The sequence below is a fragment of the Protofrankia sp. BMG5.30 genome (assembly GCF_001983005.1).
In the GTDB taxonomy this organism is placed as follows: domain Bacteria; phylum Actinomycetota; class Actinomycetes; order Frankiales; family Frankiaceae; genus Protofrankia; species Protofrankia coriariae.
In genome coordinates this window covers 176,973-200,537 of sequence record NZ_MOME01000013.1, presented here as the reverse complement: position 1 = coordinate 200,537, position 23,565 = coordinate 176,973, and the positions used below count along the sequence as shown (strand labels likewise).

Below are 23,565 nucleotides of genomic sequence, written 5' to 3'. Positions count from 1 at the left end.
CCTGTACGTCACGAACAGCCTGATCATGAATGCTGGACGCCGCTACAGGCTGGCTCGCCCGAAGGCTGCCCGCGGTCATGGCTGTGACGGTGGTGGCTGTGATGAACGCTACTGCCGCTACGACGACGGCCCCGCGTGTGCCGCCCCGTCGGTGGCGGGCTGTCCGGCGCCGGTGGGGCCGGACAGCCCGGCCTGGCCCGGCGCCGGTCTGGCAGGCGGGCGTGAGTGCGATGCGCATGGGAGCTCCCTGGCGTGTTCGGGGGGGCTGGCCGACGGGTGATCCCAGAGGCAGGTTTGCTCGACCAACTACTACGCTAAGCAAAGTAACAACTACTTACAGCTATGTAAGCAGTGCGTGAGTCGACTTTGTCGTTACTCACAGTTGCGATCTTTGCGATCGGGCCCATTTTCGTGACATGGAGTGGTGTCTGTGTCAGGGCAGATCGCGCCGGGCGACGAAGATCCGTTCACCCCGGGTCGCGGGCTCCCGAGCGCCGTCGCGCACGCGCCCCGGGACGTCAGGTGACCGGGCGTCCGCGGTGGCCGTGGTCGTCGCGGTGGCCGCAGCGGCCGTGGATGCCACGCGGGTCATGGGGGCAGCAGCCGTGGACGGGYGCGGCTGGGATCGTGCGCCTGGGCCAGGCGGGCCGTGGGAGATCCGGGCGGAGCCACCGGGTGGCTGTGTCGACGCCGGGTGGGTGGGGCGCCCGCGGGCGCCGAGCGTCGGCGACGGCCGCGGACGGCGTCACTGCGATCGGGCCCGCGACACGCACTGCCCCGTCGTCGTGTAACCTAAGGCCCGCGTACTCGCCCCTTTAGCTCAGTCGGCAGAGCGTCTCCATGGTAAGGAGAAGGTCTACGGTTCGATTCCGTAAAGGGGCTCTGTGGAACCGGTCGGTAGCCAGGTGAGCGGTTGCCGGCCATCACCCCGTCGGCTGGGCCAGTTGACGGGGTGGGTCCACCCAGGCGGTGTAGCTCAGCCAGGCAGAGCAAGCGGCTCATAATCGCTGTGTCGCCGGTTCAAATCCGGCCACCGCTACCGGTCGGGTCGCGTCCCGCCATGGACGGCGCCGTAGTCGTCCGGCACGTCCAAGCTCTGGTTCGTTCTTGTCCCACCTGCAGGAAGAGGCACAGCACCGTGGCCGCCACCGACGTCCGTCCGAAGATCACCCTGGCGTGTCAGGTGTGCAAGCACCGCAACTACATCACGCGCAAGAACCGCCGCAACGATCCGGACCGTCTGGAGCTGCGCAAGTTCTGCTCGAACTGCCGGCATCACACCGAGCACCGAGAGACCCRCTGACCCGGTCGCGGACATCCTCCGGATGCTCGCCGGCCTCCAGGTGACGTCGTCTTCCAGGTTGCCTTCCGAAGGTTCTTCCAGGGGCCCGCGGGTTCCCCCACGATGATGTCGGGCCGCCACGGCCTGTCGGTACGGTGGCCGGGGGGCGCGGGGCTAGTGTTCAGTCCGTTGGATTGATCTCTTCACTGTTGGTGATCGCCGCGTCGTGTCCTGGAACCGTCTGTCCTCGCTGGCTGTCGCGTGGGAGTGTTGTAGTTCCCCGGTGCTGCGGGGTGGTTCCAACCGCGGGGACGGCGAGATCGGAGCATGCGGTGCCGCTCAATCGGGACTTTGTCGGACGCAGGTTTGTCGCGGACACTCCCTTCCTGGTCGGTCGCGAACACATCCGGCAGTTCGCGACCGCGATCCAGGATGACAGTCCGCTCTCGCACGATCTTGAGGCCGCCAAGGCGGCCGGCTATATCGATCTTGTAGCGCCGCCCACCTTCCTGACGGCGGTGGCCCTCTGGCGGCCCGTGGTGCCGGTGCACGACCCGCAGCTCGGTCTCGACTACTCGCTGGTGGTGCACGTCGAGCAGCGCTACTCGCTGCGCCGGCCGGTCGTCGCCGGTGACGAGCTCGTCGTCTCCGCCACCATCGCCGACATCCGCAAGGCCGGGCGCAACGAGCTGCTGATCAGCGAGTACGAGTTCGTCACGACCGGCGGCGAGCCGGTCGCGACCGCCCGGACGGCGCTGGCCTCGCGCGGCACCGCGGCCTGACGCCCCCAAACGCGCCGCACTGCCGGTAGGCCGATCCCCAGGGCACACTGCCAGCCTGTTGGCTTCAAGGGGACAACGGGGACGCTGCCGGGCTACCGGCTTCAAGGGGGACGCTACCGGCCTGCCGGCCCCCAGGACACCGCCGGCCTGACGGCCTCAAGGATCAGGAAGGGTGCTGAGCGCTCACATGCCTGCCATCATCGACTACGACGACGTCGAGGTCGGTACCCGGATTCCCGAGCGGGAGTTCCGGATCCGCCGGGAGGACCTTGTCCGCTACTGCGGGGCCTCCGGCGACTTCAACGTGATCCACTGGAACGAGCGGGCGGCGCAGGGCGTCGGCCTGCCCGGTGTGATCGCGCATGGGATGTACACCATGGCCACGGCCGCCCGGCTCGTCACCGACTGGGCGGGGGACCCCGGCAGCGTGGTCGACTACGGCGTCCGGTTCTCCTCCCCGGTGCCGGTGCCGGACGACGACGCCGGTGCCACGCTCGTGGTCAGCGGCGTCGTCGAGAAGAAGCTCGAGGACAACCGGGTGGTCGTCAACCTGACCGTGCGGTTCGACGGCAGCAAGGTGCTGCTGGCCTCCCGGGCCACCGTCCAACTCGCCTGAGGCCCCGCTCGCCCAGCCCGTTTTCGGGCCCGCTCGCGCCTGCCTGCCTGCGGCCTGCCGGGCAGGCACGGCGGGGCAGGCACGGCGGGGCAGGCACGGGGCGGACAGGTGTGGTGACGGTGTGTCCGCCGGCCGCAGCCTGCGGATGCCCGGCCGTGCCTGCCGGACACACCGTCGGGTGGGTGCCGGCCGAACGCCGTGCCGGCCGGGTTCGGGCGGGCGACGCGGCCCGCCCGTCGATCAGCGTGCCTCGGCCAGCAGGTCGGACAGCCGCTGGACGCCCGTGACCAGGTCCTCGTCGCCGAGCGCGTAGGACAGCCGGGTGTAGCCCGGGGTCCCGAACGCCTCACCCGGCACGATCGCCACCCCCGCTTCCTCGAGGATGAGCGAGGCCAGTTCCGCCGAGGTGGCCGGGGTCTTCCCCCGCAGCGTGCGGCCGAGGACGCCGGCCACCGACGCGTAGCAGTAGAACGCCCCGTCGGGCAGCGGGCAGACCACCCCGGGCGTGCTGGAGAGCATCCGGTGCATGGTCAGCCGTCGCCGGTCGAAGGCCTTGCGCATCTCCACGACGGCGTCCAGCGGCCCGGTCACCGCTGCCAGCGCCGCGGCCTGCGCGACGTTGGAGACATTGGACGTGGCGTGGGACTGCAGGTTGGTGGCGGCCTGCACCACGTCCGGCGGGCCGATCAGCCAGCCGACCCGCCAGCCGGTCATGGCGTAGGTCTTGGCCACCCCGTTGACCACGATGGTGCGGTCGGCGATCTCCGGCACCTCGACCGGCAGGGAGGCGAACCGGGCGTCGCCGTACACCAGATGCTCGTAGATCTCGTCGGCGATCACCCACAGGCCGGCGTCGGCCGCCCAGCGCCCGATCGCCCGGACCTCCTCGGGGGTGTGTACCGCCCCGGTGGGGTTGGACGGCGAACAGAACAGCAGCACCTTGGTGCGGGGGGTGCGGGCCGCCTCCAGCTGCTCGACCGTCACCCGGTAACCCTGTTCCGGGGTGGTGACGACGTCCACCGGGACGCCGCCGGCGAGCCGGATCGACTCCGGGTAGGTCGTCCAGTAGGGAGCGGGCAGCAGGACCTCGTCACCGGGGTCGAGCAGGGTGGCGAACGCCTGGTAGACCGCCTGCTTGCCGCCGTTGGTGATGATCACAGAGCTGGCGGGGACGTCGAAACCGGAGTCGCGGCGGGTCTTGTCCGCCACCGCCTCCCGGAGCTCGGGCAGGCCGGCGGCGGGTGTGTACCGGTGCATCTTCGGGTCGCTACAGGCCTTCTCGGCGGCTGCGACGACGTGGTCGGGGGTGGGGAAGTCCGGTTCGCCGGCACCAAAGCCGATCACGTCCCGGCCGGCTGCACGCAGCGCCTTCGCGGTCGCGTCCACGGCGAGCGTCGCGGAGGGGGCGATGCTGCCGATGCGGTGAGAGATCCGGGTCATGACCGTCATGCTGCCACGTATCAGGGGTTGGCCGCCCGATCATTGCCGGGGCCGTTCGGATTCCACGGGACGCCACAAGGGTCGGTGCGCGGGCAGTCCGGCAGCGGTTTCRGTCGGTATCCGCCTCGTCTGGAGGAAGACCTTCGGCACCCACCCTCCGTCTGACCCCCGGTTCCGGCACCCGGCTCGGTGCCGGCTTCGTGCCGGTTCTGTACCGGTTCCGCGGGGATGCGGGACGTCGAATCCGCGTCACAGGATCGCTCCCCGGCGGGCATCCGCGGATCCCCGCCGGGGCCGGGGCCGGGTGGCCAGGTAAGCGGGCCTGCGTAGGAGTATGGTGGATGCGCTTGGGCTGTCGTCCCGGTATGTAGTGCTGCTGATGGTCATCAGGGGTTGATGGTCATCAGGGGCGGCCATCAAGATTGATCTTTTGATGGATTCGATCTTGTTCGGCGGCTGCTGCTTCGAGGACGACCGCAGTGCAAAGGGGCGTGGCTCAATTGGTAGAGCACCGGTCTCCAAAACCGGCGGTTGCAGGTTCGAGTCCTGTCGCCCCTGCGGTATCCGACGACCAGGTAGGTGGAGTGAGTGGCGACCGACACACGTGACGCGGCACCGCGGGCCGGCCGGCCGACCAGGCCCGCGGGCCGGCGTCGCACGACGCCACTGCGGTTCTACCGCGAGGTTGTCGCCGAGCTTCGGAAGGTTGTCTATCCGGGCCGGAGCGAGCTGGTCACTTATGTGATCGTCGTGCTCGTGTTCTGCTCGATCACGGTGGCCTTCGTCGCCTCGTTGGACTTCGGTCTCACCAAGGCGGTGTTGGCCATCTTCGGTTGATGTGACCGGATTCCGCGGATTCATGTCGCCCCGAGGCCCACACAGCTCACAGAGCACGGTCATAGAGAGAAGGAACGTCCGCGTGTCCCAGTTTCCCGAGCACGTCTCCTCCGAACAGGGGGAGGCCCTCGACGGTCTCGATCCGCTGGCGGCACTGGCGCGCGACGAGGTGGCGAGTACGGAGGCCGGCGCCCTGCCGCAGGCCGGCGAGAGCGGCGACGGCACCACGGGCACCGACACGTCTCCCGGCTACCTCGCGACGGACCAGGCGGACGTGACCGGTCCGGCAGGGGCGGACCAGCCCGCTGCCGACGACGAGGACGACGCCGAGGACATCCGGCGGGCACTGGAGGACGCTCCGGGCGAGTGGTACGTCATACATTCGTATGCCGGATAYGAGAACAAGGTCAAGACGAACCTTGAGACCCGGATCTCCAGCCTCAACATGGAGGACTACATCTTCCAGATCGAGGTGCCGACCGAGGAGGTCCCGGTCATCAAGAACGGCAAGCGGCAACTGGTGCAGCAGAAGAAGTACCCCGGCTACATCTACGTGCGGATGGACCTCACCGACCAGTCGTGGTCGGCGGTCCGCAACACCCCGGGCGTGACCGGCTTCGTGGGGCTGACCAACAAGCCGTCGCCGTTGCGCACGGAGGAGGTCCTCTCGATCCTCGCGCCGCCGGCGCCGCGCGAGAAGAAGGTCGAGACGGTCCGGGTACAGGAGTTCGAGGTCGGGGAGTCGGTGACCGTCATGGACGGCCCGTTCGCGACCCTGCCGGCCACCATCAGCGAGATCAACCTCGACGCACAGCGGCTCAAGGTGCTGGTGTCCATCTTCGGCCGCGAGACGCCGGTCGAACTTCAGTTCAACCAGGTCGCGAAGATCTGAACCCGCCCCACCAGCAGCAACTCGGAGAGAAACGACACCATGCCTCCCAAGAAGAAGATCRCCGCCATCATCAAGCTCCAGATCAATGCCGGTGTGGCGACGCCGGCACCTCCGGTGGGGCCGGCACTCGGCCAGCACGGCGTGAACATCATGGAGTTCTGCAAGCAGTACAACGCCGCCACCGAGTCCCAGCGCGGGAACGTGGTGCCGGTCGAGATCACCGTGTACGACGACCGCTCGTTCACCTTCGTCACCAAGACACCGCCGGCGGCGCGGCTGATCCTCAAGGCCGCCGGGGTGGAGAAGGGCAGCGGCGTTCCGCACCGGACGAAGGTGGCCAACCTGACCGCCGAGCAGGTCCGTCAGATCGCCCAGACCAAACTGCCGGACCTCAACGCCACCACCCTGGAAGCCGCCGAGAAGATCATCGCCGGGACCGCCCGGTCGATGGGCATCACCGTCAGCGGGTGACGACCAGTCCGGCCGCGAGGTTGCGACGGCCGTGACCGCGACAACTGTGGGAGGGCGCCCGATCACGCCCGACCCGTCCTGGAAGGTGCCTGCAACCAGGATGGGCGGGTGGTGCAGCGGCTCCGGCCCGTCATCACCACGAGGAGACACACATGACGAAGCGCAGCAAGGCGTACCGGGCCGCGATCGAGAAGATCGAGCCGGACCGCCTGTACACCCCGCTGGAAGCCGTCCAGCTGGCCCGTGAGACCTCCACGACCAAGTACGCCGCCACCGTCGAGGTCGCGCTGCGTCTCGGGGTGGATCCGCGCAAGGCCGACCAGATGGTCCGGGGAACCGTGAACCTGCCGCACGGCACCGGGAAGTCCCCGCGGGTGGCGGTCTTCGCCGCCGGGGAGAAGGCGGCCGAGGCCACCGCAGCCGGTGCCGACATCGTCGGCAGCGACGATCTCGTGCAGCGGATCCAGGAGGGCTTCCTCGACTTCGACGCGACCGTCGCGACCCCCGACCAGATGGCCAAGGTCGGCCGCATCGCCCGCATCCTGGGGCCGCGCGGGCTCATGCCCAACCCCAAGACCGGCACGGTCACCCTCGACATCGCCAAGGCCGTCCGCGACATCAAGGGCGGAAAGATCAATTTTCGGGTCGACAAGCAGGGCAACCTGCACATCGTCATCGGGAAGACGGCCTTCACCGACGAGCAGCTGATCGAGAACTACAGCGTCGCACTGGACGAGATCGTCCGGGTCAAGCCGGCCGCGGCCAAGGGTCGCTACCTGAAGAAGATCACTTTTACGACCACGATGGGCCCCGGAATTCTGGTCGACCCGGGTCGTACCCGCAACCTCCTCGAGGATGTCGTCGCCTGATCCGGGCGGTACCGGCTTCGGTCGGTACCGGTCCTCGCGGGCCGCGGTCGGACGGGGTGCGCATGGCGCTCCCTGGCCGGCCGCGGTTTCCAGGCCGTGTACCATTTTGACGCGAAGGCCGAAAGCGGAACGATCATATTTTTCGTATCGCGGTAGGCCCGAGTATTCTGCTCACTGAGAACCAACTGTTCACTGAGAACCAAACCGAAGACCGCTGGTCGTCGTCCCCTCGTGGGGCGGCCGAAGGTTCCGGAGCCACCGGACGGCCCGCGCAGGTGAGGGAGCATTGTCCGGGGTTGGCATCGTTTTGTCCCGGTCGGTACGCCCCGCGCGCCTGCGCCGGGGCGTTCGTCGTCTGCGGCACCTTTCGGACGACTGGCCAGACCCCATGAAGGAGCCCGATGGCGAAGCCGGAAAAGGTCGCCGCGGTAACGGAGATCGCAGACTCGTTCCGGGGCGCGTCCGCGGCGGTGCTGACCGAGTATCGCGGGCTGACGGTGAGCCAGCTCACCGAACTGCGTCGTTCGCTCGGCGAGGGCACACAGTACGCGGTGGTCAAGAACACCCTCACCAAGATTGCCGCTGGGCAGGTCGGCATCAACGGCCTGGACGATCTGCTGGTCGGCCCCACCGCGGTCGCGTTCGTCACTGGCGACCCGGTCGAGGCGGCCAAGGGCCTGCGTGACTTCGCCCGAGCCAACCCGGCTCTGGTGGTCAAGGGCGGCGTCGTCGAGGGCAGGCCGGTGTCGGCGGACGACATCCGCAAGCTGGCCGATCTCGAGTCGCGCGAGGTGTTGCTCGCCAAGCTCGCGGGTGCGCTCAACGGTTCGCTGGCCAAGGCGGTCGGCCTGTTCGCGGCGCCGTTGTCTCAGACGGCCCGCCTGGCCGAGGCGCTGCGGGCCAAGCGGGAGGCGGAGGCGTCCGCGGTTCCCGAGCCGGCGGCCGACGCGTCCCCGGCCGAAGCGGGCGCCTAGCGCACCGGCCGCCCGTGGCCCGACACGTCCCGCTATCCGGCCAGCTGGCCGGTAGCCGATGTCGACGGGCGCCGGCCGTCCCGGTCCCCGGGATCCGTGAACCAGGCAGTCCGAAGTAGCCCCAAGTAACAACAAGTAGCCACAGGTAACCCGACGGGCGGTAGTCGCGGTGCTTTCGGCCCGCTGACGCGGTACGCCCGACCGGACTTTCTGATCCACCACGATGAAAGGACCGCCATCATGGCGAAGCTGTCGACTGACGAGTTGCTGGACGCGTTCAAGGAAATGACGCTGCTGGAGCTGTCGGAGTTCGTGAAGCAGTTCGAGGACACCTTCGGTGTGACCGCGGCCGCGCCGATCGCGGTTGCCGCGCCGAACGCCGCGGGGCCGGCCGCCGAGGCGCCGGCCGTCGAGGAGCAGGACGAGTTCGACGTCATCCTCGAGTCCGTCGGCGACAAGAAGATCCAGGTCATCAAGGAGGTCCGCGCGCTGACCAGCCTCGGGCTGAAGGAGGCCAAGGACCTCGTCGACGGAGCGCCCAAGCCGGTGCTGGAGAAGGCGACCAAGGAAGCCGCGGAGAAGGCCAAGGCCGCCCTGGAGGGCGCCGGCGCCACGGTCACCGTCAAGTAACCATGACACCGCGGGCCGTTGCCCTCTCCCTCCGTGGAGACGAGAGGGCAACGGCCCGCGTCGTTGGCTCAGGCCGTCCTGACGCTTCAGACAGCCCGGCGCTTCAGGCCGTCCTGACGCTTCAGGCTGCCCTGGTGGGTCAGGCTGCCTCGACAACAAAGCCGAGGCTGCCGGTGCCCGTCGAACGGGCTGCCGAGCGTCTGCCCGAGCCGGTTGCCACCGGGCCGGTCGTCGCGGCTGTCGGCCCGGTCGCGGGCGGACGGATCGGGTGGGGGAGCCCCGCCGCGCCGCCTCGCGCGGCCGGACGGCCTGCCCGGGCGCGCGGGCTGCTCACGCAGGCCCGGCCGGGGCGTGCCGCGGGCTTTCTCGCGCTCATTACCTCGCAACCGGTTGACGACCTTACCCGGGACGGAGTTCCATCATCTCCGAAGCGGTGACCCACACCCGTCGGACGGCGTCGGTCAGCTGGCATCGRCTGACCAGCTTCCGTCGGGCGGCCCCCGTCGGCCAGCCTCGAGCTCAGCCTTGCGGCCAGCCTTGTCAGCAGTGCAGCCATCGGCTACACTGCTCGTTTGGGCTGTCCTTTCGTCGTGCGCTCACTGCTCCTCGAGGTATGCGACGGTGTCAGCCCGCGTACGGCTTTCAGTCCCTGTGCAGCCGCGTCCACCGGGCGCGACCGTCCAGACAGACGTCACGACCGAGGTAACCCGAGCGAGACCGTTGATCRCAATCCGCCACCGAAGCGCCGCCACGTCACCAGTACAGGACGACCATCCCACGCGGAGGTCCCCGTCCGAAAGCTGTCGTGACGGACTACTCGCTGACGCCCGTGTCGCGTCTGCCTGCATTCGTGAGTCACCCGTRCACCCTGTTGGACTACCCCCGCCGACAGTCACCACAACCGTAGCGAGACACTGATCACCCGACCACCCCTCCGTCGGATTGTTCTCGAGCAGGCCGAAGGCGACGCGATCATGAATCCTCCCGTGTTGCCGGAGGCCRCATCAAGGAAGCCGCAGCGCCACCAGCCCGACGATCAGGCCACCGGAAGGACCACCTTGGCCGCCTCGCCTACCTCCTCCCGCATCTCGTTCGCAAAGATCATCGAGCCTCTCGAGGTCCCCGATCTTCTCGCCCTGCAGACCCAGTCCTTCGACTGGCTGATCGGCAGTGATGCGTGGGCGGAAYGGGTCCAGGAAGCCATCGACGCCGGTCGTGACGACGTACCCGTCACGTCGGGTCTCGAAGAGGTCTTCRAGGAGATATCCCCGATCGAGGACTTCTCCGGTTCGATKTCACTGTCGTTCCGGGACCACCGTTTCGAACCGCCGAAGTACTCCGTCGAGGAGTGCAAGGACAAGGATATGACCTACTCGGCCCCGATGTTCGTGACGRCCGAGTTCACCAACAACACCACCGGTGAGATCAAGAGCCAGACGGTTTTCATGGGCGATTTCCCGCTCATGACCCCGAAGGGCACATTCGTCATAAACGGGACCGAGCGGGTCGTCGTCAGCCAGYTGGTGCGTTCCCCCGGGGTGTACTTCGAGAAGACCATCGACAAGGTCTCCGACAAGGATCTGTTCTCCTGCAAGGTGATTCCGTCCCGGGGCGCCTGGCTGGAGTTCGAGGTCGACAAGCGGGACACCGTCGGCGTCCGTATCGACCGCAAGCGCCGCCAGTCCGTGACCGTGCTGCTCAAGGCGCTCGGCTGGGACGAGGCGCGCATTCTGGAGCGGTTCGGTGATTTCCCGTCGATGCGGGTGACCCTGGAGAAGGACCACACCTCCAGCCAGGACGACGCGCTGCTCGACATCTACCGCAAGCTGCGCCCGGGCGAGCCGCCGACCCGCGAGTCCGCGCAGACGCTGCTGGAGAACCTCTTCTTCAACCCGAAGCGCTACGACCTGGCCAAGGTCGGCCGCTACAAGGTGAACAAGAAGCTCGAGGTGGACGTCCCGCACGACGTCGGAGTGCTCACCGAGGACGACATCGTCCGCACGATCGAGTACGTCGTCCAGCTGCACGCCGGCAGGGACTCGTCCTACGACGTGGACGACATCGACCACTTCGGCAACAGGCGGCTGCGCACGGTCGGTGAGCTGATCCAGAACCAGGTGCGCCTGGGCCTGGCCYGGATGGAGCGGGTCGTCCGGGAGCGGATGACCACCCAGGACGTCGAGGCGATCACGCCGCAGACGCTGATCAACATCCGGCCGGTGGTCGCCTCCATCAAGGAGTTCTTCGGCACCAGCCAGCTCTCCCAGTTCATGGACCAGACCAACCCGCTGGCGGGCCTCACCCACAAGCGGCGCCTGTCCGCGCTCGGCCCGGGTGGTCTCTCCCGGGAGCGGGCCGGTTTCGAGGTCCGGGACGTCCACCCCAGCCACTACGGCCGGATGTGCCCGATCGAGACGCCGGAAGGGCCGAACATCGGTCTGATCGGCTCGCTGTCGACGTTCGCGCGGGTCAACCCGTTCGGCTTCGTCGAGACGCCCTACCGCAAGGTCGTGGCCGGGCGGGTCACCGACCAGATCGACTACCTCACCGCGGACGAGGAGGACCGGCACGTCATCGCGCAGGCGAACGCGCCGCTGAGCTCCGACGGGTCGTTCGCCGAGCACCGGGTCCTGGTCCGCCGCAAGGGCGGCGAGGTCGAGTTCATCCCGCCCGACGAGGTCGACTACATGGACGTCTCGCCGCGGCAGATGGTGTCGGTCGCCACCGCGATGATCCCCTTCCTYGAGCACGACGACGCCAACCGGGCCCTGATGGGCTCGAACATGCAGCGCCAGTCCGTCCCACTGCTGCGCAGTGAGGCGCCGCTGGTCGGCACCGGCATGGAGGCCCGCGCGGCCAAGGACGCCGGCGACGTCGTCGTCTGCGCGCAGGCCGGCGTGGTCGAGGACCTCTCCGCCGACTACATCACCGTCATGCACGACGACGGCACCCGGCGCACCTACCGGATGGCGAAGTTCCGCCGGTCCAACCAGGGCACCTGCATCAACCAGAAGCCCATCGTGGACGAGGGGGACCGGGTCGAGGCAGGCCAGGTCATCGCGGACGGCCCCTGCACGGACAACGGCGAGATGGCGCTGGGCAAGAACCTGCTGGTCGCCTTCATGCCGTGGGAGGGCCACAACTACGAGGACGCGATCATCCTCTCCCAGCGGCTGGTCCAGGACGACGTGCTGTCCTCGATCCACATCGAGGAGCACGAGGTCGACGCCCGGGACACCAAGCTCGGGCCGGAGGAGATCACCCGGGACATCCCCAACGTCGCCGAGGAGGTCCTCGCCGACCTCGACGAGCGCGGCATCATCCGTATCGGCGCCGAGGTCTCGCCCGGTGACGTGCTGGTCGGGAAGGTCACGCCCAAGGGCGAGACCGAGCTGACCCCGGAGGAGCGGCTGCTGCGTGCGATCTTCGGTGAGAAGGCCCGGGAGGTCCGCGACACCTCGCTGAAGGTGCCGCACGGGGAGTCCGGCAAGGTCATCGGGGTCCGGGTGTTCTCCCGGGAGGACGGCGACGAGCTGCCACCCGGCGTGAACGAGCTGGTCCGAGTGTACGTCGCCCAGAAGCGCAAGATCACCGATGGCGACAAGCTCGCCGGGCGGCACGGGAACAAGGGCGTCATCGCGAAGATCCTCCCGGCCGAGGACATGCCCTTCCTCTCCGACGGCACCCCGGTGGACGTCGTGCTCAACCCGCACGGTGTGCCCCGCCGGATGAACATCGGCCAGATCCTGGAGACCCACCTCGGCTGGGTGGCCAAGACCGGGTGGCAGGTCGACGGCGGTGCCGAGGACTGGAAGGAGCGGCTGCGCGGCATCCGGGCGGACCAGGCGCCGCCGAACACCAACGTGGCCACGCCGGTCTTCGACGGCGCCCGTGAGGAGGAGATCACCGGCCTGCTCGCCTCGACGCTGCCCAACCGGGACGGCGTCCAGCTCATCGGGGCCAGCGGCAAGGCCGAGCTCTTCGACGGCCGGACCGGCGAGCCCTACCCGTATCCGGTGGCGGTCGGTTACATCTACATCCTCAAGTTGCTGCACCTGGTCGACGACAAGATCCACGCTCGTTCGACCGGCCCCTACTCGATGATCACCCAGCAGCCGCTGGGTGGTAAGGCGCAGTTCGGTGGGCAGCGTTTCGGCGAGATGGAGGTGTGGGCGCTGGAGGCCTACGGTGCCGCCTACGCCCTGCAGGAACTGCTCACCATCAAGTCGGACGACGTCCTCGGGCGCGTCAAGGTCTACGAGGCCATCGTCAAGGGCGAGAACATTCCTGAACCCGGTATCCCGGAGTCCTTCAAGGTGCTCATCAAGGAAATGCAGTCGCTGTGCCTGAACGTCGAGGTTCTCTCCAGCGACGGCGTTTCCATCGAAATGCGTGACACCGACGAGGACGTCTTCCGCGCCGCGGAGGAACTCGGTATTGACCTGTCCCGGCGGGAGCCGAGCAGCGTTGAGGAGGTCTGACGAGTAGTGGTCTGCGGCCGGGTGACCGCCAGCGGCCGGAGGCGGCGCGACCAGGGGGCTGTGGGGGATCACGATGATCTTCCTGGAGTCGCCGCCCTCGCGCCGCCGCGGCCGCGGACCACACGGCCAGGACACGGCAACCGGTAGCCCCCGGGCACTGGCCGTGTCGCGGCACCCCCGCCGACCTTGGACAAACTGACGGCCCACGCCCCCCGCCGCCGCCATCCGCACGAACACCTGCCGGCGACAGCGGGCAGCCAGACGGCAGAGAGAGAAGACACGTGCTCGACGTCAACTTCTTCGACGAGCTGCGCATCGGCCTCGCCACGGCGGACGACATCCGCCAGTGGTCACACGGCGAGGTCAAGAAGCCGGAAACGATCAACTACCGTACCCTCAAGCCGGAGAAGGACGGGCTCTTCTGCGAGAAGATCTTCGGTCCGACCCGGGACTGGGAATGCTACTGCGGTAAGTACAAGCGCGTTCGTTTCAAGGGCATCATCTGCGAGCGCTGCGGTGTCGAGGTCACCCGCGCCAAGGTGCGTCGGGAACGGATGGGCCACATCGAGCTGGCCGCGCCGGTCACCCACATCTGGTACTTCAAGGGTGTCCCGAGCCGGCTCGGCTACCTGCTCGACCTGGCGCCGAAGGACCTTGAGAAGGTTATCTACTTCGCYGCCTACATGATCACAAGTGTGGACACGGACGCGCGCCACCGCGACCTGCCCACCCTCGAAGCCCGGATCTCCGTCGAGAAGCAGCACCTCGAGGACAAGAAGAACGCCGACGTCGAGACCCGGCAGAAGAAGCTGGAAGCCGACCTCGCCCAGCTGGAGGCCGAGGGTGCCAAGGGTGACGTCCGGCGCAAGGTGCGGGAGGCGGCCGAGCGCGAGATGCGCCAGATCCGCGACCGCGCGCAGCGGAAGATCGACGATCTGGACCGGGTGTTCGACCGTTTCAAGAGCCTGAAGGTCCAGGACCTCGAGCCGGACGAGCTGCTCTACCGCGAGCTGCGGGACCGCTTCGGCCAGTACTTCGAGGGCGGCATGGGGGCCGAGGCCCTGCAGCGCCGGCTCGTCGACTTCGACCTGGCGGCGGAGGCCGAGTCGCTGCGGGAGACCATCCGCAGCGGCAAGGGACAGAAGAAGGCCCGGGCGCTGAAGCGTCTCAAGGTCGTCTCGGCCTTCCTCAACACCCGCAACTCCCCGAACGGGATGGYGCTCGACTGCGTCCCGGTGATCCCGCCGGACCTGCGCCCGATGGTGCAGCTCGACGGTGGCCGGTTCGCCACGTCCGACCTCAACGACCTCTACCGCCGGGTGATCAACCGGAACAACCGGCTCAAGAGGCTGCTCGACCTCGGTGCGCCCGAGATCATCGTCAACAACGAGAAGCGGATGCTGCAGGAGGCCGTCGACGCGCTGTTCGACAACGGCCGCCGCGGCCGGCCGGTGACCGGGCCGGGCAACCGTCCGCTGAAGTCGCTGTCGGACATGCTCAAGGGCAAGCAGGGCCGGTTCCGCCAGAACCTGCTGGGCAAGCGCGTCGACTACTCCGGCCGTTCGGTCATCGTCGTCGGCCCGCAGCTCAAGCTGCACCAGTGCGGTCTGCCCAAGCAGATGGCACTCGAGCTGTTCAAGCCGTTCGTGATGAAGCGGCTGGTCGACCTCAACCACGCGCAGAACATCAAGTCGGCCAAGCGCATGGTGGAGCGGGCCCGCCCGGTCGTCTGGGACGTGCTCGAAGAGGTCATCACCGAGCACCCCGTGCTGCTCAACCGCGCGCCGACCCTGCACCGGCTGGGTATCCAGGCGTTCGAGCCGCAGCTCGTCGAGGGCAAGGCCATCCAGATCCACCCGCTGGTCTGCACCGCGTTCAACGCGGACTTCGACGGGGACCAGATGGCCGTGCACCTGCCGCTGTCCGCGGAGGCGCAGGCCGAGGCCCGCATCCTGATGCTGTCGAGCAACAACATCCTCTCGCCGGCGTCCGGGCGTCCGCTGGCCATGCCGAGCCTGGACATGGTGACCGGGGTGTTCCACCTCAGTCGGCTGGCCGTGGGCGCCCGCGGCGAGGGGCGGGCGTTCTCCAGCGTGGCCGAGGCGYAGATGGCCTTCGACGCCCGGGAGATCGAGCTACAGGCGAAGATCAAAGTCCGGCTGCGCGACACCACGCCGCCGCTGGACTGGACCCCGCCGCCGGGCTGGGCCAGCGGCGACCCGTTCACCCTGGAGACCACCTTCGGTCGCTGCCTGCTCAACCAGGCGCTCCCCGAGGGCTACCCGTTCCTGAACTACCTGATGAACAAGAAGGCCCAGGCCGCGATCGTCAACGACCTGGCGGAGCGCTACCCGAAGATCCAGGTGGCCGCGACGCTGGACGCGCTGAAGAGCGCCGGCTTCTACTGGGCCACCCGCTCGGGGGTGACCGTCGCGATCGAGGACGTTGTCGCGCCGCCGAACAAGGCGCAGATCCTCGACGAGTACGAGCAGCGGGCCGAACGGGTACAGAAGCAGTTCGACCGCGGCTTCCTCTCCGACGACGAGCGCCGCGCCGAGCTGGTCCAGATCTGGAACGAGGCGACGAACAAGGTCGCCGAGGCCATGGAGGCCAACTTCCCGGAGACCAACCCGGTCGCTGTGCTGGTCAACTCCGGGGCCGCCGGAAACATGATGCAGATCCGGCAGCTCGCCGGGATGCGCGGACTGGTCGCCAACCCCAAGGGCGAGATCATCCCGCGTCCGATCAAGGCGAACTTCCGCGAGGGGCTGAGCGTGGTGGAGTACTTCATCTCCACGCACGGCGCCCGCAAGGGTCTGGCCGACACGGCGCTGCGGACCRCGGACTCCGGGTACCTCACCCGGCGTCTGGTCGACGTCAGCCAGGACGTCATCGTCCGTGAGGACGACTGCGGCACCGAGCGCGGCATCGCCACCCGCATCGCGCGCAAGGGAGCGGAYGGCGTGCTCGTCCGCGACCGTTACGCCGAGACCGCGGCCTACGCGCGCACGCTCGCCTCGGACGCGGCGAACGCCGCCGGTGACGTGGTGGTACCGGCCGGCACCGACCTCGGCGACGTGGTCATCAGCAAGATCATCGATGCCGGGATCGAGTCGGTGAAGGTGCGTTCCGCCCTCACCTGCGCGGCCCGGATGGGTGTCTGCGCACAGTGCTACGGCCGGTCGCTGGCCACGGGCAAGCTCGTGGACGTCGGCGAGGCCGTCGGTATCGTCGCCGCCCAGTCCATCGGTGAGCCCGGCACCCAGCTGACGATGCGTACCTTCCACAGCGGTGGCGTCGCCGGCGACGACATCACCCAGGGTCTGCCCCGTGTCGTGGAGCTGTTCGAGGCTCGTTCCCCCAAGGGCAAGGCCCCGATCAGCGAGGTCTCCGGGCGGGTGCGCATCGAGGAGACCGAGAAGACCGTCAAGGTCGTGGTCATCCCCGACGACGGCAGCGAGGAGATCTCCTACCCGGTCTCCCGCCGGTCGCGGCTGAAGGTCGAGGAGGGCCAGCGCATCGCAGTCGGTCAGAAGATCGTCGACGGCGCGGTCGACCCGCACGAGGTGCTGCGCATCCTCGGCCCGCGTCAGGTGCAGCTCCACCTGGTCGACCAGGTGCAGGAGGTGTACCGCTCGCAGGGCGTGTCGATCCACGACAAGCACATCGAGATCATCATCCGGCAGATGCTCAAGCGGGTGAACGTGCTGGAGTCGGGGGAGACCACGCTCCTGCCGGGCGAACTGGTCGAGCGGGCCCGGTTCGAGGAGGAGAACCGTCGGGTGGTCGAGACCGGCGGCCAGCCGGCTTCGGCCCGTCCGGTCCTGATGGGGATCACCAAGGCGTCCCTGGCGACCGAGTCGTGGCTGTCGGCGGCCTCCTTCCAGGAGACGACCCGGGTGCTCACCGACGCCGCGATCAACGCCCGGTCGGACTCACTGGTCGGCCTGAAGGAGAACGTCATCATCGGCAAGCTCATCCCGGCGGGTACCGGCATCTCGCGGTACCGCAACATCCGGGTCGAGCCGACCGAGGAGGCACGGGCGTCGGTGTACTCGGTCAGCGGCTACGACGAGGGCGCGACCGTGGAGTACGGCGCGTTCGGCACCGGCAGCGGCCAGGCCGTCCCGTTGGACGACTTCGACTACCGCAGCACCGGCGGCGACTACCGGTAGTTCTCGCTACCCGGTAGTTCCTGCCACGCAAGTGCCCCAGGCGGCCCGGGTGGGCGTCCCTGTCGGACGTTCACCCGGGCCGCCTTGCTGTGTGGATCTGGCCTCGCGCCTGGCCATCGGTCAACAGGGCAGACGTTGCCTGGTACGGCACTACGCTGGACAGTGCCGGGTAGATCTGCCGGCATGCACCAGGGAACACCGCATCGGCACGATGCCGAGGGGAACACCGCATCGGCACGATGCCGAGGGGAACACCGCATCGGCACGATGCCGAGGAGGAGACGGCGATGACGACGGCACTGCCGGAGGACAGCTGGCTGCTCCGTATCCAACCGCAGCCCGCGCGGGTGACCGCCGCGGAGTACGAGGCGCTGCCTGAGGAGATCGCCAGGGCGATCGAGATCGTCGACGGCTACGTCGTCTTCTGTGAGGCGCCGACTCCGGATCATCAGACCGCCGGCCGTCGCCTCGCCAACCTGCTGGAACGGCATGCACGGCGCGCGATGGCCCGCGGCCACGGATGCCTGACCGTCAACAATGACGTCGATCTCCGGCTGCGTGACATCCCGCTGCTCAACCGCAGCCCGGATGTGATCCTCTACCGCTGTCTCGACCGCGCGGCCGGCGAACGTCTCCGCGCGGAGCACGCCCTGCTCGTCATCGAGATCGTGTCGCCGGGTTCAGAGACCCAGGACACCACCGACAAGCTCGGTGAATACGCCAGGGCCGGCATCGCGCACTACTGGATCGCCCGGCTCGACAACGACGGCGTCACGAGCATCGAACGCTACGCGCTCGACCGGGCAACCCTGCTCTACAAGCACCTGGGCACGTTCATGAAGGACGAGGCCGGCGGAGCGCCTGAGGTCACCAACCCGATCCCGATCACCATCGACTGGGACGACCTGCTCTTCTGACCACCGGCGGTGCCCTTACCGGCCGCCGTTCCTGCTCTTTCGCAGAGCCCGCTCGGCCGGGCCGCGGGCCAGCCGGGCGTAGATACCGCCGCTGCGGACGAGTCGGTCGTGTGGCCCGGCCTCCATCACCGTGCCGTTCTCCAGCACGTAGATGCGGTCGGCAGCGACGGTCATCGTCGCCCGGTGGGCCACGACGAGACAGCTTCTCTCGGCGAGCAGACGTTCCAGGGAGGCGCGCAACAGCTCCTCGGTCAGGGTGTCGAGGTTCGACGTGGCCTCGTCGAGGACGACGGTCCGCGGGTTCTGGACCAGTACGCGGGCGATGGACAGCCGTTGCCGTTCCCCGCCGGAGATCTGGTGGCCGTTGTGCCCCAGCGGGGTGTGAATCCCCTCCGGCAGCGAACGCACGAGCGTGACCAGCCCGGTCGCCTCCAGAGCGGCCCACAGTTCGTCGGTCGTCGCGGCCGGATTCCCGAAGCGGAGGTTCTCCGCGACGCTACGACGCTGGACGAACGGCTCCTGCGACACCAGACCGACCGCAGCCCGGGCCGCGGCGGGGGAGAGCCCGCCGGCGTCGCAGCCGCCGAGCAGGACACGCCCACTGGTGGGGGTGAGCAGGCCGCTGGCGAGATGGCACAGCGTGGTCTTCCCGGCGCCGCTGAACCCGACGACGGCCACCATCTCGCCGCGGCCCACGGCGATGTCGACGCAGCGCAGCGCCCACCTGGGAGCGGGCACGTCAGGCGCGTAGGAGTAGGAGACGTTCTCCAGGACGAGATCGCCATGGGCCGGCGGACGCTGGGCGTCCTCGGGGCCGGAAGCCACCGGGCCCGCCGGTGGCGTGGCGCCCGCGGGCGGATGCGGCCGGTCGGCCGTGGTCAGTGGCCTGACATTGCTGCGGTCGCCGGCAGGCGTCGTCCCCAGCGGGATGTCGAGAAAATCCAGGATGCGGACGAGGGAGGCCTCGCCGTCGAAAAGCTGGGTACGCAGGTCGGCGAAGCCGGCAATGGAACGGAACGCCAGCAGGAGCACGCTGAGAAAGGCCACGAAGGTGCCAACCGTCATCGTCTGGTTCAGGGTGAGCCACACCCCGAACCCGATCACGGTCATGGTCGCCAGCACCGAACTGGCCGCGGCGATGAGCTGCAGGCGGGCGAAGACCTGCACGCGGGTGCGGGCGGCCGTCGAAATGGCCGCGCCCAGCCGGTCGAACTCCTCCTGACCGGTGTGCTGCGCGCGGAAGGCGCGCAGGTGCAGCGCTCCCGCCGGCCCGGTCAGCTCGATGAGATGATCGGCCAGCCGGCTGAGCCGTTCGCTTTCCACCCTGGAGATGGCCCGGACGCGTCCGCGCACCAGGCGCAGCAGGACGAGCGGGACCACGCCGATCGCGGCCACGGCGAACGCGAGACGCCACTGGAGCAGGTAGGCGACCACCCCGGCCACGACGAGTTCGACCGCCATGGTCGCGATGGCCGGCAGACAGAAGGCGGCGGCGGTGCGCACCCTGGCGGTGTCGATGGTGAACAGGGTGATGACATCGCCGTGCCGGGCCCGGGCGATGTGGGGGAACGGCAGCGCGATCGCGTGCTGGTAGAGGTCACGCCGGATCCGCAACGCGAGTTTCTCACTGAAATAGCCGACCAGTATGTATCGCAGGGTCGACACCACGGCGCTGAGCACAAAGGCGCCGAGGWTGAGGAGGACCGGCAGGAGTATGCCGTTCGTCCGCAGTCGCAGCAGCCAGCCGTCGATCAGGTTCCGAATCGCGAACGGCGCGGCCACCAGGGTCGACACGCCCAGCAGGGAAAGCGCGGCGTGCATGGCGGCTGCCCTGTTCTGGTCCCGGATGAAATATTCGACGCGGGCGGCCGCGGGATTTCCGGTGAGCCAGGCGAACAGGCGCCCGTAGAGCCAGGACACACCGGCGGTGGTCTTCGGGAATGTCGTCCCCGCCGAGGTCTGTTGGTGGGTCGGCTGCCCGATCCACCTGTTGGTCCCGGTGGACGACCGGCGAGATGTCGTCATTGTGAGCCGCCTGCCTGGTGCCGGTCCGGAGGTCAGTCGTCGCGGTGCGCGGTGCTGGATGYGTCCACCGCGCTGTCGACGGCCGTTTCCGGACCGGCGATCGCGTGGGGGATGGTGGTGGGAGCGGCGTCGGGAGTCGCTTCGACAGTGGCCTCGGGGGTCGCTTCGACGGCTGTGCCCAGGCCGGGGCGGGCGGTCACGGACTGGCTGCCGTGGTCTTCGTCCCGCTGCTCGGCGCGGGCGTCCGGCAATTTCGGAAGCGTTTTTCTGGGAATTTCCTCGGTGCTGCGGAAAACGGATATCTCGACATCGTCGGACACCTCTATAACCAGCCCGATGGTGCTTGACGGACTAATTTCCGCGTGGCCGGGGAGGGGGAAGTGAGTAGACATTTGTCCTCCATCGAGGTCGGCCGGACGGGACGGTAGCAAAACCGAAGTTATCGGGACGCCGATTACCGGGCAAGGATCCAACATCATGACTCGGCTCACAGCTTTCGTGGTACCCGAGTATTTGGTCTCGAACGCGACATGTGCGCTACGACAAACGTTGTGACGTGCCGACGGATTCTTTTGACGACCGGACGGTCCGCGGTGTTTTCGCAGGTGACGGGGGTGCCGGCGGAGCGGGTCCGGGCCGGTGGCACCGGCCCGGGAAAGCGGTTCGTCGGCCGCGGTACACCGCCGCGGTCGGCAATCGGACGGCCGGGGTACGCACGCCGCGGTCGGGTGTGCGGCGGCTGGGCGGGGCCCGGCCACGATGGTGGTGCGCGGTGGGTATTTTGGCGGCGGCGGCGGTGTTGCCGGGCCGCGGTGTCGCCGGGCTGGCGTACCCGTGGTGGCGGCGCGAGCAGGATGTGGCGGGGGGCTGGGTGAACCGGAAGCGGGCGCTGTTCGTACGGCGGCTGTCCGAGATCCTTCAGCTCGCCGAGTCCGAGGTGGTCGACCGCCTCTGCCTGGACCGCCGCCCCGGCGTCCGGGTCAACCGGCTCTCACCACTGGGCGTGGCGGCGATCCACCACGCCATCGCGGATCTCGGGCTCACCCTCGACCCGCTCGACTGGTGTCCCGACGGCTATCTCCTGCGCGGCGACAAGCGGGTGCTGTCGCGCTCGGAGGTGTTCGGCGGCGGTCACGCCTACATCCAGAACATCTCCAGCCTGGTGCCGGCGCTGGCTCTCGCGCCCGCGCCGGATGAGTCGATCATCGATCTGTGCGCGGCGCCGGGCGGCAAGACGGCGCACATCGCGGCGCTGGTCGGTAACGAGGCGCGCCTGTGGGCCAACGACGGCATCGCGCCCCGGCTGGAGAAACTGCGCGCGGTCACCCGGCAGTTCCACGTCCGCCTGGCCGAGACGAGCTGTCACCCGGCGCAGTATGCCGACAAGTTCATAACGGAGCGTTTCGACCGGGTGCTGCTGGACGCCCAGTGCAGCGGTGAGGGCCTGGTCGACCTGCGGTCGTCCGCGGCGCTGCGGTACTGGACCGAGCAGCGGGTGATCGACTATGGCTGGCTGCAGCGCAAGATGCTGGTGGCGGCCTGCCGGCTGCTGCGTCCCGGCGGCGTCCTGGTGTACTCCACCTGCACGTTCGGCCCGGAGGAGAACGAGGCGCCGCTGAGCTACCTGCTGCGTCACCATCCCGTCGAGGTGTGCCCGATCGAGGTCGACATCGACGGCTTCGCGCCGGACGCGTGGCGGCCGGGCCTGCGCCACTGGCGGACCGAGACCTTCCATCCGGCGCTCGCCGACGCCCGGCGCATCCTGCCGGGCCCGGCGTTCGAGGGCTTCTTCGTCTGCAAGCTGCGGAAGCTGCCGGGCTGAAGCTGCCGGGCTGGCCGGGCCTTCCTCGCAACGCCGCCACCCTGGAAACACTCTGTTATCACAACATTCCATCACTGTGACGTCGTCGGCGCCGGGAGGCGCGCGCGCTTCCCACTGGCGCCGCGGGTTCCGGCGGCCCTGCCTGCCCCGCCGGTGYGGGGGAGACGGCTACCAGTGGCACGTGGGGTACCCCGATTCGACACAGCCGTCGGCGGGTCTGTAGTCTCGCTTTCTGCGGCGCTGTGCGTTGCAAGGTTGACCTGTGTCCTGCGCCATCCCATGGCCATTCCGTGACACTGTGGCCCGTCCTGCCGGGCCTGTGGTGTCAGGGGTGGCCCGGCCTTCACCAAGGCGGGCGGGCGTACTCCCATGGCAGACCGTCCCGGTTGTCGGGCTGTTCTCAGGGGTCGCGACACGCCCGACCGCGTGGGTCGGACAGCGTGGGCCGGGCACAGACGAGATGACGGCAGGTACCGGCAGGAACGGAACAGGAACGGGAGCGGCGTTGCCGACGATCCAGCAGTTGGTCCGCAAGGGCCGGCAGGACAAGGTCGAGAAGACCAAGACCCCGGCGCTCAAGGGGAGCCCGCAGCGTCGTGGCGTGTGCACCCGCGTCTACACGACCACGCCCAAGAAGCCGAACTCGGCGCTGCGCAAGGTTGCCCGGGTCCGGCTCCACAGCGGGATAGAGGTCACCGCCTATATCCCGGGGGTGGGGCACAACCTGCAGGAGCACTCGATCGTCCTGGTTCGCGGCGGCCGGGTGAAGGACCTTCCGGGCGTCCGCTACAAGATCGTTCGCGGGACGCTGGACACGCAGGGTGTCCGCAACCGCAAGCAGGCGCGCAGCAAGTACGGAGCAAAGAAGGAGAAGGCCTGATGCCACGCAAGGGCCCGGCTCCCAAGCACGTCGTCGTCGTCGATCCGGTCTACGGCTCACCGCTGGTGACAGCGCTGGTCAACAAGGTTCTGCTCAGCGGTAAGAAGTCGCTGGCCGAACGGATCGTCTACGGGGCGCTCGAGGGCGCTCGGGAGAAGACCGGCAACGACCCCGWGGTCACGCTCAAGCGCGCTCTCGACAACGTCAAGCCGACGCTGGAGGTGCGCAGCCGCCGGGTCGGTGGCGCCACCTACCAGGTGCCGGTCGAGGTACGCGCGAGCCGGAGCACCACCCTCGCGCTGCGCTGGCTGGTCGGCTACGCCCGGCAGCGCCGCGAGAAGACCATGACCGAGCGCCTCATGAACGAGCTGATCGACGCCAGTAACGGTCTCGGCGCGAGCGTGAAGCGGCGCGAGGACACCCACAAGATGGCGGAGTCCAACAGGGCCTTMGCCCACTACCGCTGGTAACC

20 protein-coding genes and 3 tRNA genes are annotated in these 23,565 nt (G+C 68.6%); 18 read left to right on the top strand and 5 right to left on the bottom strand.

Annotated features, from left to right (window positions below):
- Window positions 1-433: 433 nt before the first annotated feature.
- Complete coding sequence (locus BL254_RS26925) at window positions 434-592, bottom strand: hypothetical protein (protein ID WP_157180365.1); 159 nt, start codon at window positions 590-592, stop codon at window positions 434-436.
- Between the two features lie 217 nt (window positions 593-809).
- Here BL254_RS26925 and BL254_RS08920 point away from each other — a divergent pair.
- From BL254_RS08920 to BL254_RS08900, 5 genes are all read left to right on the top strand, one after another.
- A tRNA-Thr gene (locus BL254_RS08920) sits at window positions 810-882 on the top strand.
- Window positions 883-965: 83 nt separating this feature from the next.
- A tRNA-Met gene (locus BL254_RS08915) sits at window positions 966-1,039 on the top strand.
- 99 nt (window positions 1,040-1,138) lie between these two features.
- Window positions 1,139-1,303, top strand: a complete 165-nt coding sequence (gene rpmG / locus BL254_RS08910) for a 50S ribosomal protein L33 (RefSeq protein ID WP_076843041.1) — start codon at window positions 1,139-1,141, stop codon at window positions 1,301-1,303.
- Window positions 1,304-1,614: 311 nt separating this feature from the next.
- Window positions 1,615-2,064, top strand: a complete 450-nt coding sequence (locus tag BL254_RS08905; RefSeq protein WP_013875131.1) for a MaoC family dehydratase N-terminal domain-containing protein — start codon at window positions 1,615-1,617, stop codon at window positions 2,062-2,064.
- Between the two features lie 187 nt (window positions 2,065-2,251).
- Window positions 2,252-2,680, top strand: coding sequence for a MaoC family dehydratase (locus tag BL254_RS08900; RefSeq protein WP_043604055.1), 429 nt, complete (start codon window positions 2,252-2,254; stop codon window positions 2,678-2,680).
- 240 nt (window positions 2,681-2,920) lie between these two features.
- On the opposite strand, the gene BL254_RS08895 is transcribed toward BL254_RS08900, so the two are convergent.
- Window positions 2,921-4,129 carry a pyridoxal phosphate-dependent aminotransferase gene (locus BL254_RS08895; RefSeq protein ID WP_076843040.1) on the bottom strand — a complete coding sequence of 403 codons (1,209 nt, stop codon included), beginning with the start codon at window positions 4,127-4,129 and terminating at the stop codon, window positions 2,921-2,923.
- A gap of 476 nt (window positions 4,130-4,605) precedes the next feature.
- On the opposite strand from BL254_RS08895, the gene BL254_RS08890 reads away from it, so the two are divergent.
- The 7 genes from BL254_RS08890 to rplL all read left to right on the top strand — a co-directional run bounded on the left by BL254_RS08890 (window position 4,606) and on the right by rplL (window position 8,793).
- Window positions 4,606-4,678: transfer RNA gene (locus BL254_RS08890), tRNA-Trp, on the top strand.
- A gap of 30 nt (window positions 4,679-4,708) precedes the next feature.
- Window positions 4,709-4,957, top strand: coding sequence for a preprotein translocase subunit SecE (gene secE, locus BL254_RS08885; RefSeq protein WP_047221559.1), 249 nt, complete (start codon window positions 4,709-4,711; stop codon window positions 4,955-4,957).
- An 82-nt stretch (window positions 4,958-5,039) separates the two neighbouring features.
- Entirely contained in the window at window positions 5,040-5,849 is an 810-nt protein-coding gene (gene nusG / locus BL254_RS08880) for a transcription termination/antitermination protein NusG (RefSeq protein WP_076843039.1), read from the top strand.
- Window positions 5,850-5,888: 39 nt separating this feature from the next.
- A complete protein-coding gene (gene rplK / locus BL254_RS08875) occupies window positions 5,889-6,320 on the top strand; it encodes a 50S ribosomal protein L11 (RefSeq protein WP_076843038.1) in 432 nt (143 codons plus the stop codon).
- Between the two features lie 152 nt (window positions 6,321-6,472).
- Window positions 6,473-7,189, top strand: a complete 717-nt coding sequence (gene rplA / locus BL254_RS08870; protein WP_013875125.1) for a 50S ribosomal protein L1 — start codon at window positions 6,473-6,475, stop codon at window positions 7,187-7,189.
- Between the two features lie 401 nt (window positions 7,190-7,590).
- Entirely contained in the window at window positions 7,591-8,163 is a 573-nt protein-coding gene (rplJ, locus tag BL254_RS08865; protein ID WP_047221560.1) for a 50S ribosomal protein L10, read from the top strand.
- A gap of 240 nt (window positions 8,164-8,403) precedes the next feature.
- Window positions 8,404-8,793: a 50S ribosomal protein L7/L12 gene (rplL, locus tag BL254_RS08860; RefSeq protein WP_047221561.1), complete on the top strand. Its 390-nt coding sequence runs from the start codon at window positions 8,404-8,406 to the stop codon at window positions 8,791-8,793.
- A gap of 86 nt (window positions 8,794-8,879) precedes the next feature.
- On the opposite strand, the gene BL254_RS25845 is transcribed toward rplL, so the two are convergent.
- Entirely contained in the window at window positions 8,880-9,179 is a 300-nt protein-coding gene (locus tag BL254_RS25845; protein ID WP_139342223.1) for a hypothetical protein, read from the bottom strand.
- Between the two features lie 672 nt (window positions 9,180-9,851).
- Between BL254_RS25845 and rpoB the strand changes: the two genes are divergently transcribed.
- The 3 genes from rpoB to BL254_RS08845 all read left to right on the top strand — a co-directional run bounded on the left by rpoB (window position 9,852) and on the right by BL254_RS08845 (window position 18,366).
- Complete coding sequence (gene rpoB / locus BL254_RS08855; RefSeq protein WP_076843064.1) at window positions 9,852-13,274, top strand: DNA-directed RNA polymerase subunit beta; 3,423 nt, start codon at window positions 9,852-9,854, stop codon at window positions 13,272-13,274.
- 281 nt (window positions 13,275-13,555) lie between these two features.
- Window positions 13,556-17,449 carry a DNA-directed RNA polymerase subunit beta' gene (locus tag BL254_RS08850; protein ID WP_076843037.1) on the top strand — a complete coding sequence of 1,298 codons (3,894 nt, stop codon included), beginning with the start codon at window positions 13,556-13,558 and terminating at the stop codon, window positions 17,447-17,449.
- Window positions 17,450-17,736: 287 nt separating this feature from the next.
- A complete protein-coding gene (locus tag BL254_RS08845; RefSeq protein ID WP_047221684.1) occupies window positions 17,737-18,366 on the top strand; it encodes a Uma2 family endonuclease in 630 nt (209 codons plus the stop codon).
- Window positions 18,367-18,381: 15 nt separating this feature from the next.
- Here BL254_RS08845 and BL254_RS08840 read toward each other — a convergent pair whose 3' ends face one another.
- Both BL254_RS08840 and BL254_RS08835 read right to left on the bottom strand, forming a co-directional pair.
- Entirely contained in the window at window positions 18,382-20,391 is a 2,010-nt protein-coding gene (locus tag BL254_RS08840; RefSeq protein ID WP_083730933.1) for an ABC transporter ATP-binding protein, read from the bottom strand.
- 32 nt (window positions 20,392-20,423) lie between these two features.
- Window positions 20,424-20,711 carry a hypothetical protein gene (locus BL254_RS08835; RefSeq protein WP_076843035.1) on the bottom strand — a complete coding sequence of 96 codons (288 nt, stop codon included), beginning with the start codon at window positions 20,709-20,711 and terminating at the stop codon, window positions 20,424-20,426.
- A 452-nt stretch (window positions 20,712-21,163) separates the two neighbouring features.
- Here BL254_RS08835 and BL254_RS08830 point away from each other — a divergent pair, with 452 nt between their 5' ends.
- The 3 genes from BL254_RS08830 to rpsG all read left to right on the top strand — a co-directional run bounded on the left by BL254_RS08830 (window position 21,164) and on the right by rpsG (window position 23,563).
- A complete protein-coding gene (locus tag BL254_RS08830) occupies window positions 21,164-22,213 on the top strand; it encodes an RsmB/NOP family class I SAM-dependent RNA methyltransferase (RefSeq protein ID WP_047221563.1) in 1,050 nt (349 codons plus the stop codon).
- Window positions 22,214-22,718: 505 nt separating this feature from the next.
- Window positions 22,719-23,093: a 30S ribosomal protein S12 gene (gene rpsL, locus BL254_RS08825; RefSeq protein ID WP_047221564.1), complete on the top strand. Its 375-nt coding sequence runs from the start codon at window positions 22,719-22,721 to the stop codon at window positions 23,091-23,093.
- Window positions 23,093-23,563 (top strand): 30S ribosomal protein S7, encoded by a 471-nt coding sequence (gene rpsG / locus BL254_RS08820; protein ID WP_076843034.1) that lies wholly within the window; start codon window positions 23,093-23,095, stop codon window positions 23,561-23,563. The genes rpsL and rpsG overlap by 1 nt, the downstream gene beginning before the upstream one ends.
- Window positions 23,564-23,565: the final 2 nt, after the last annotated feature.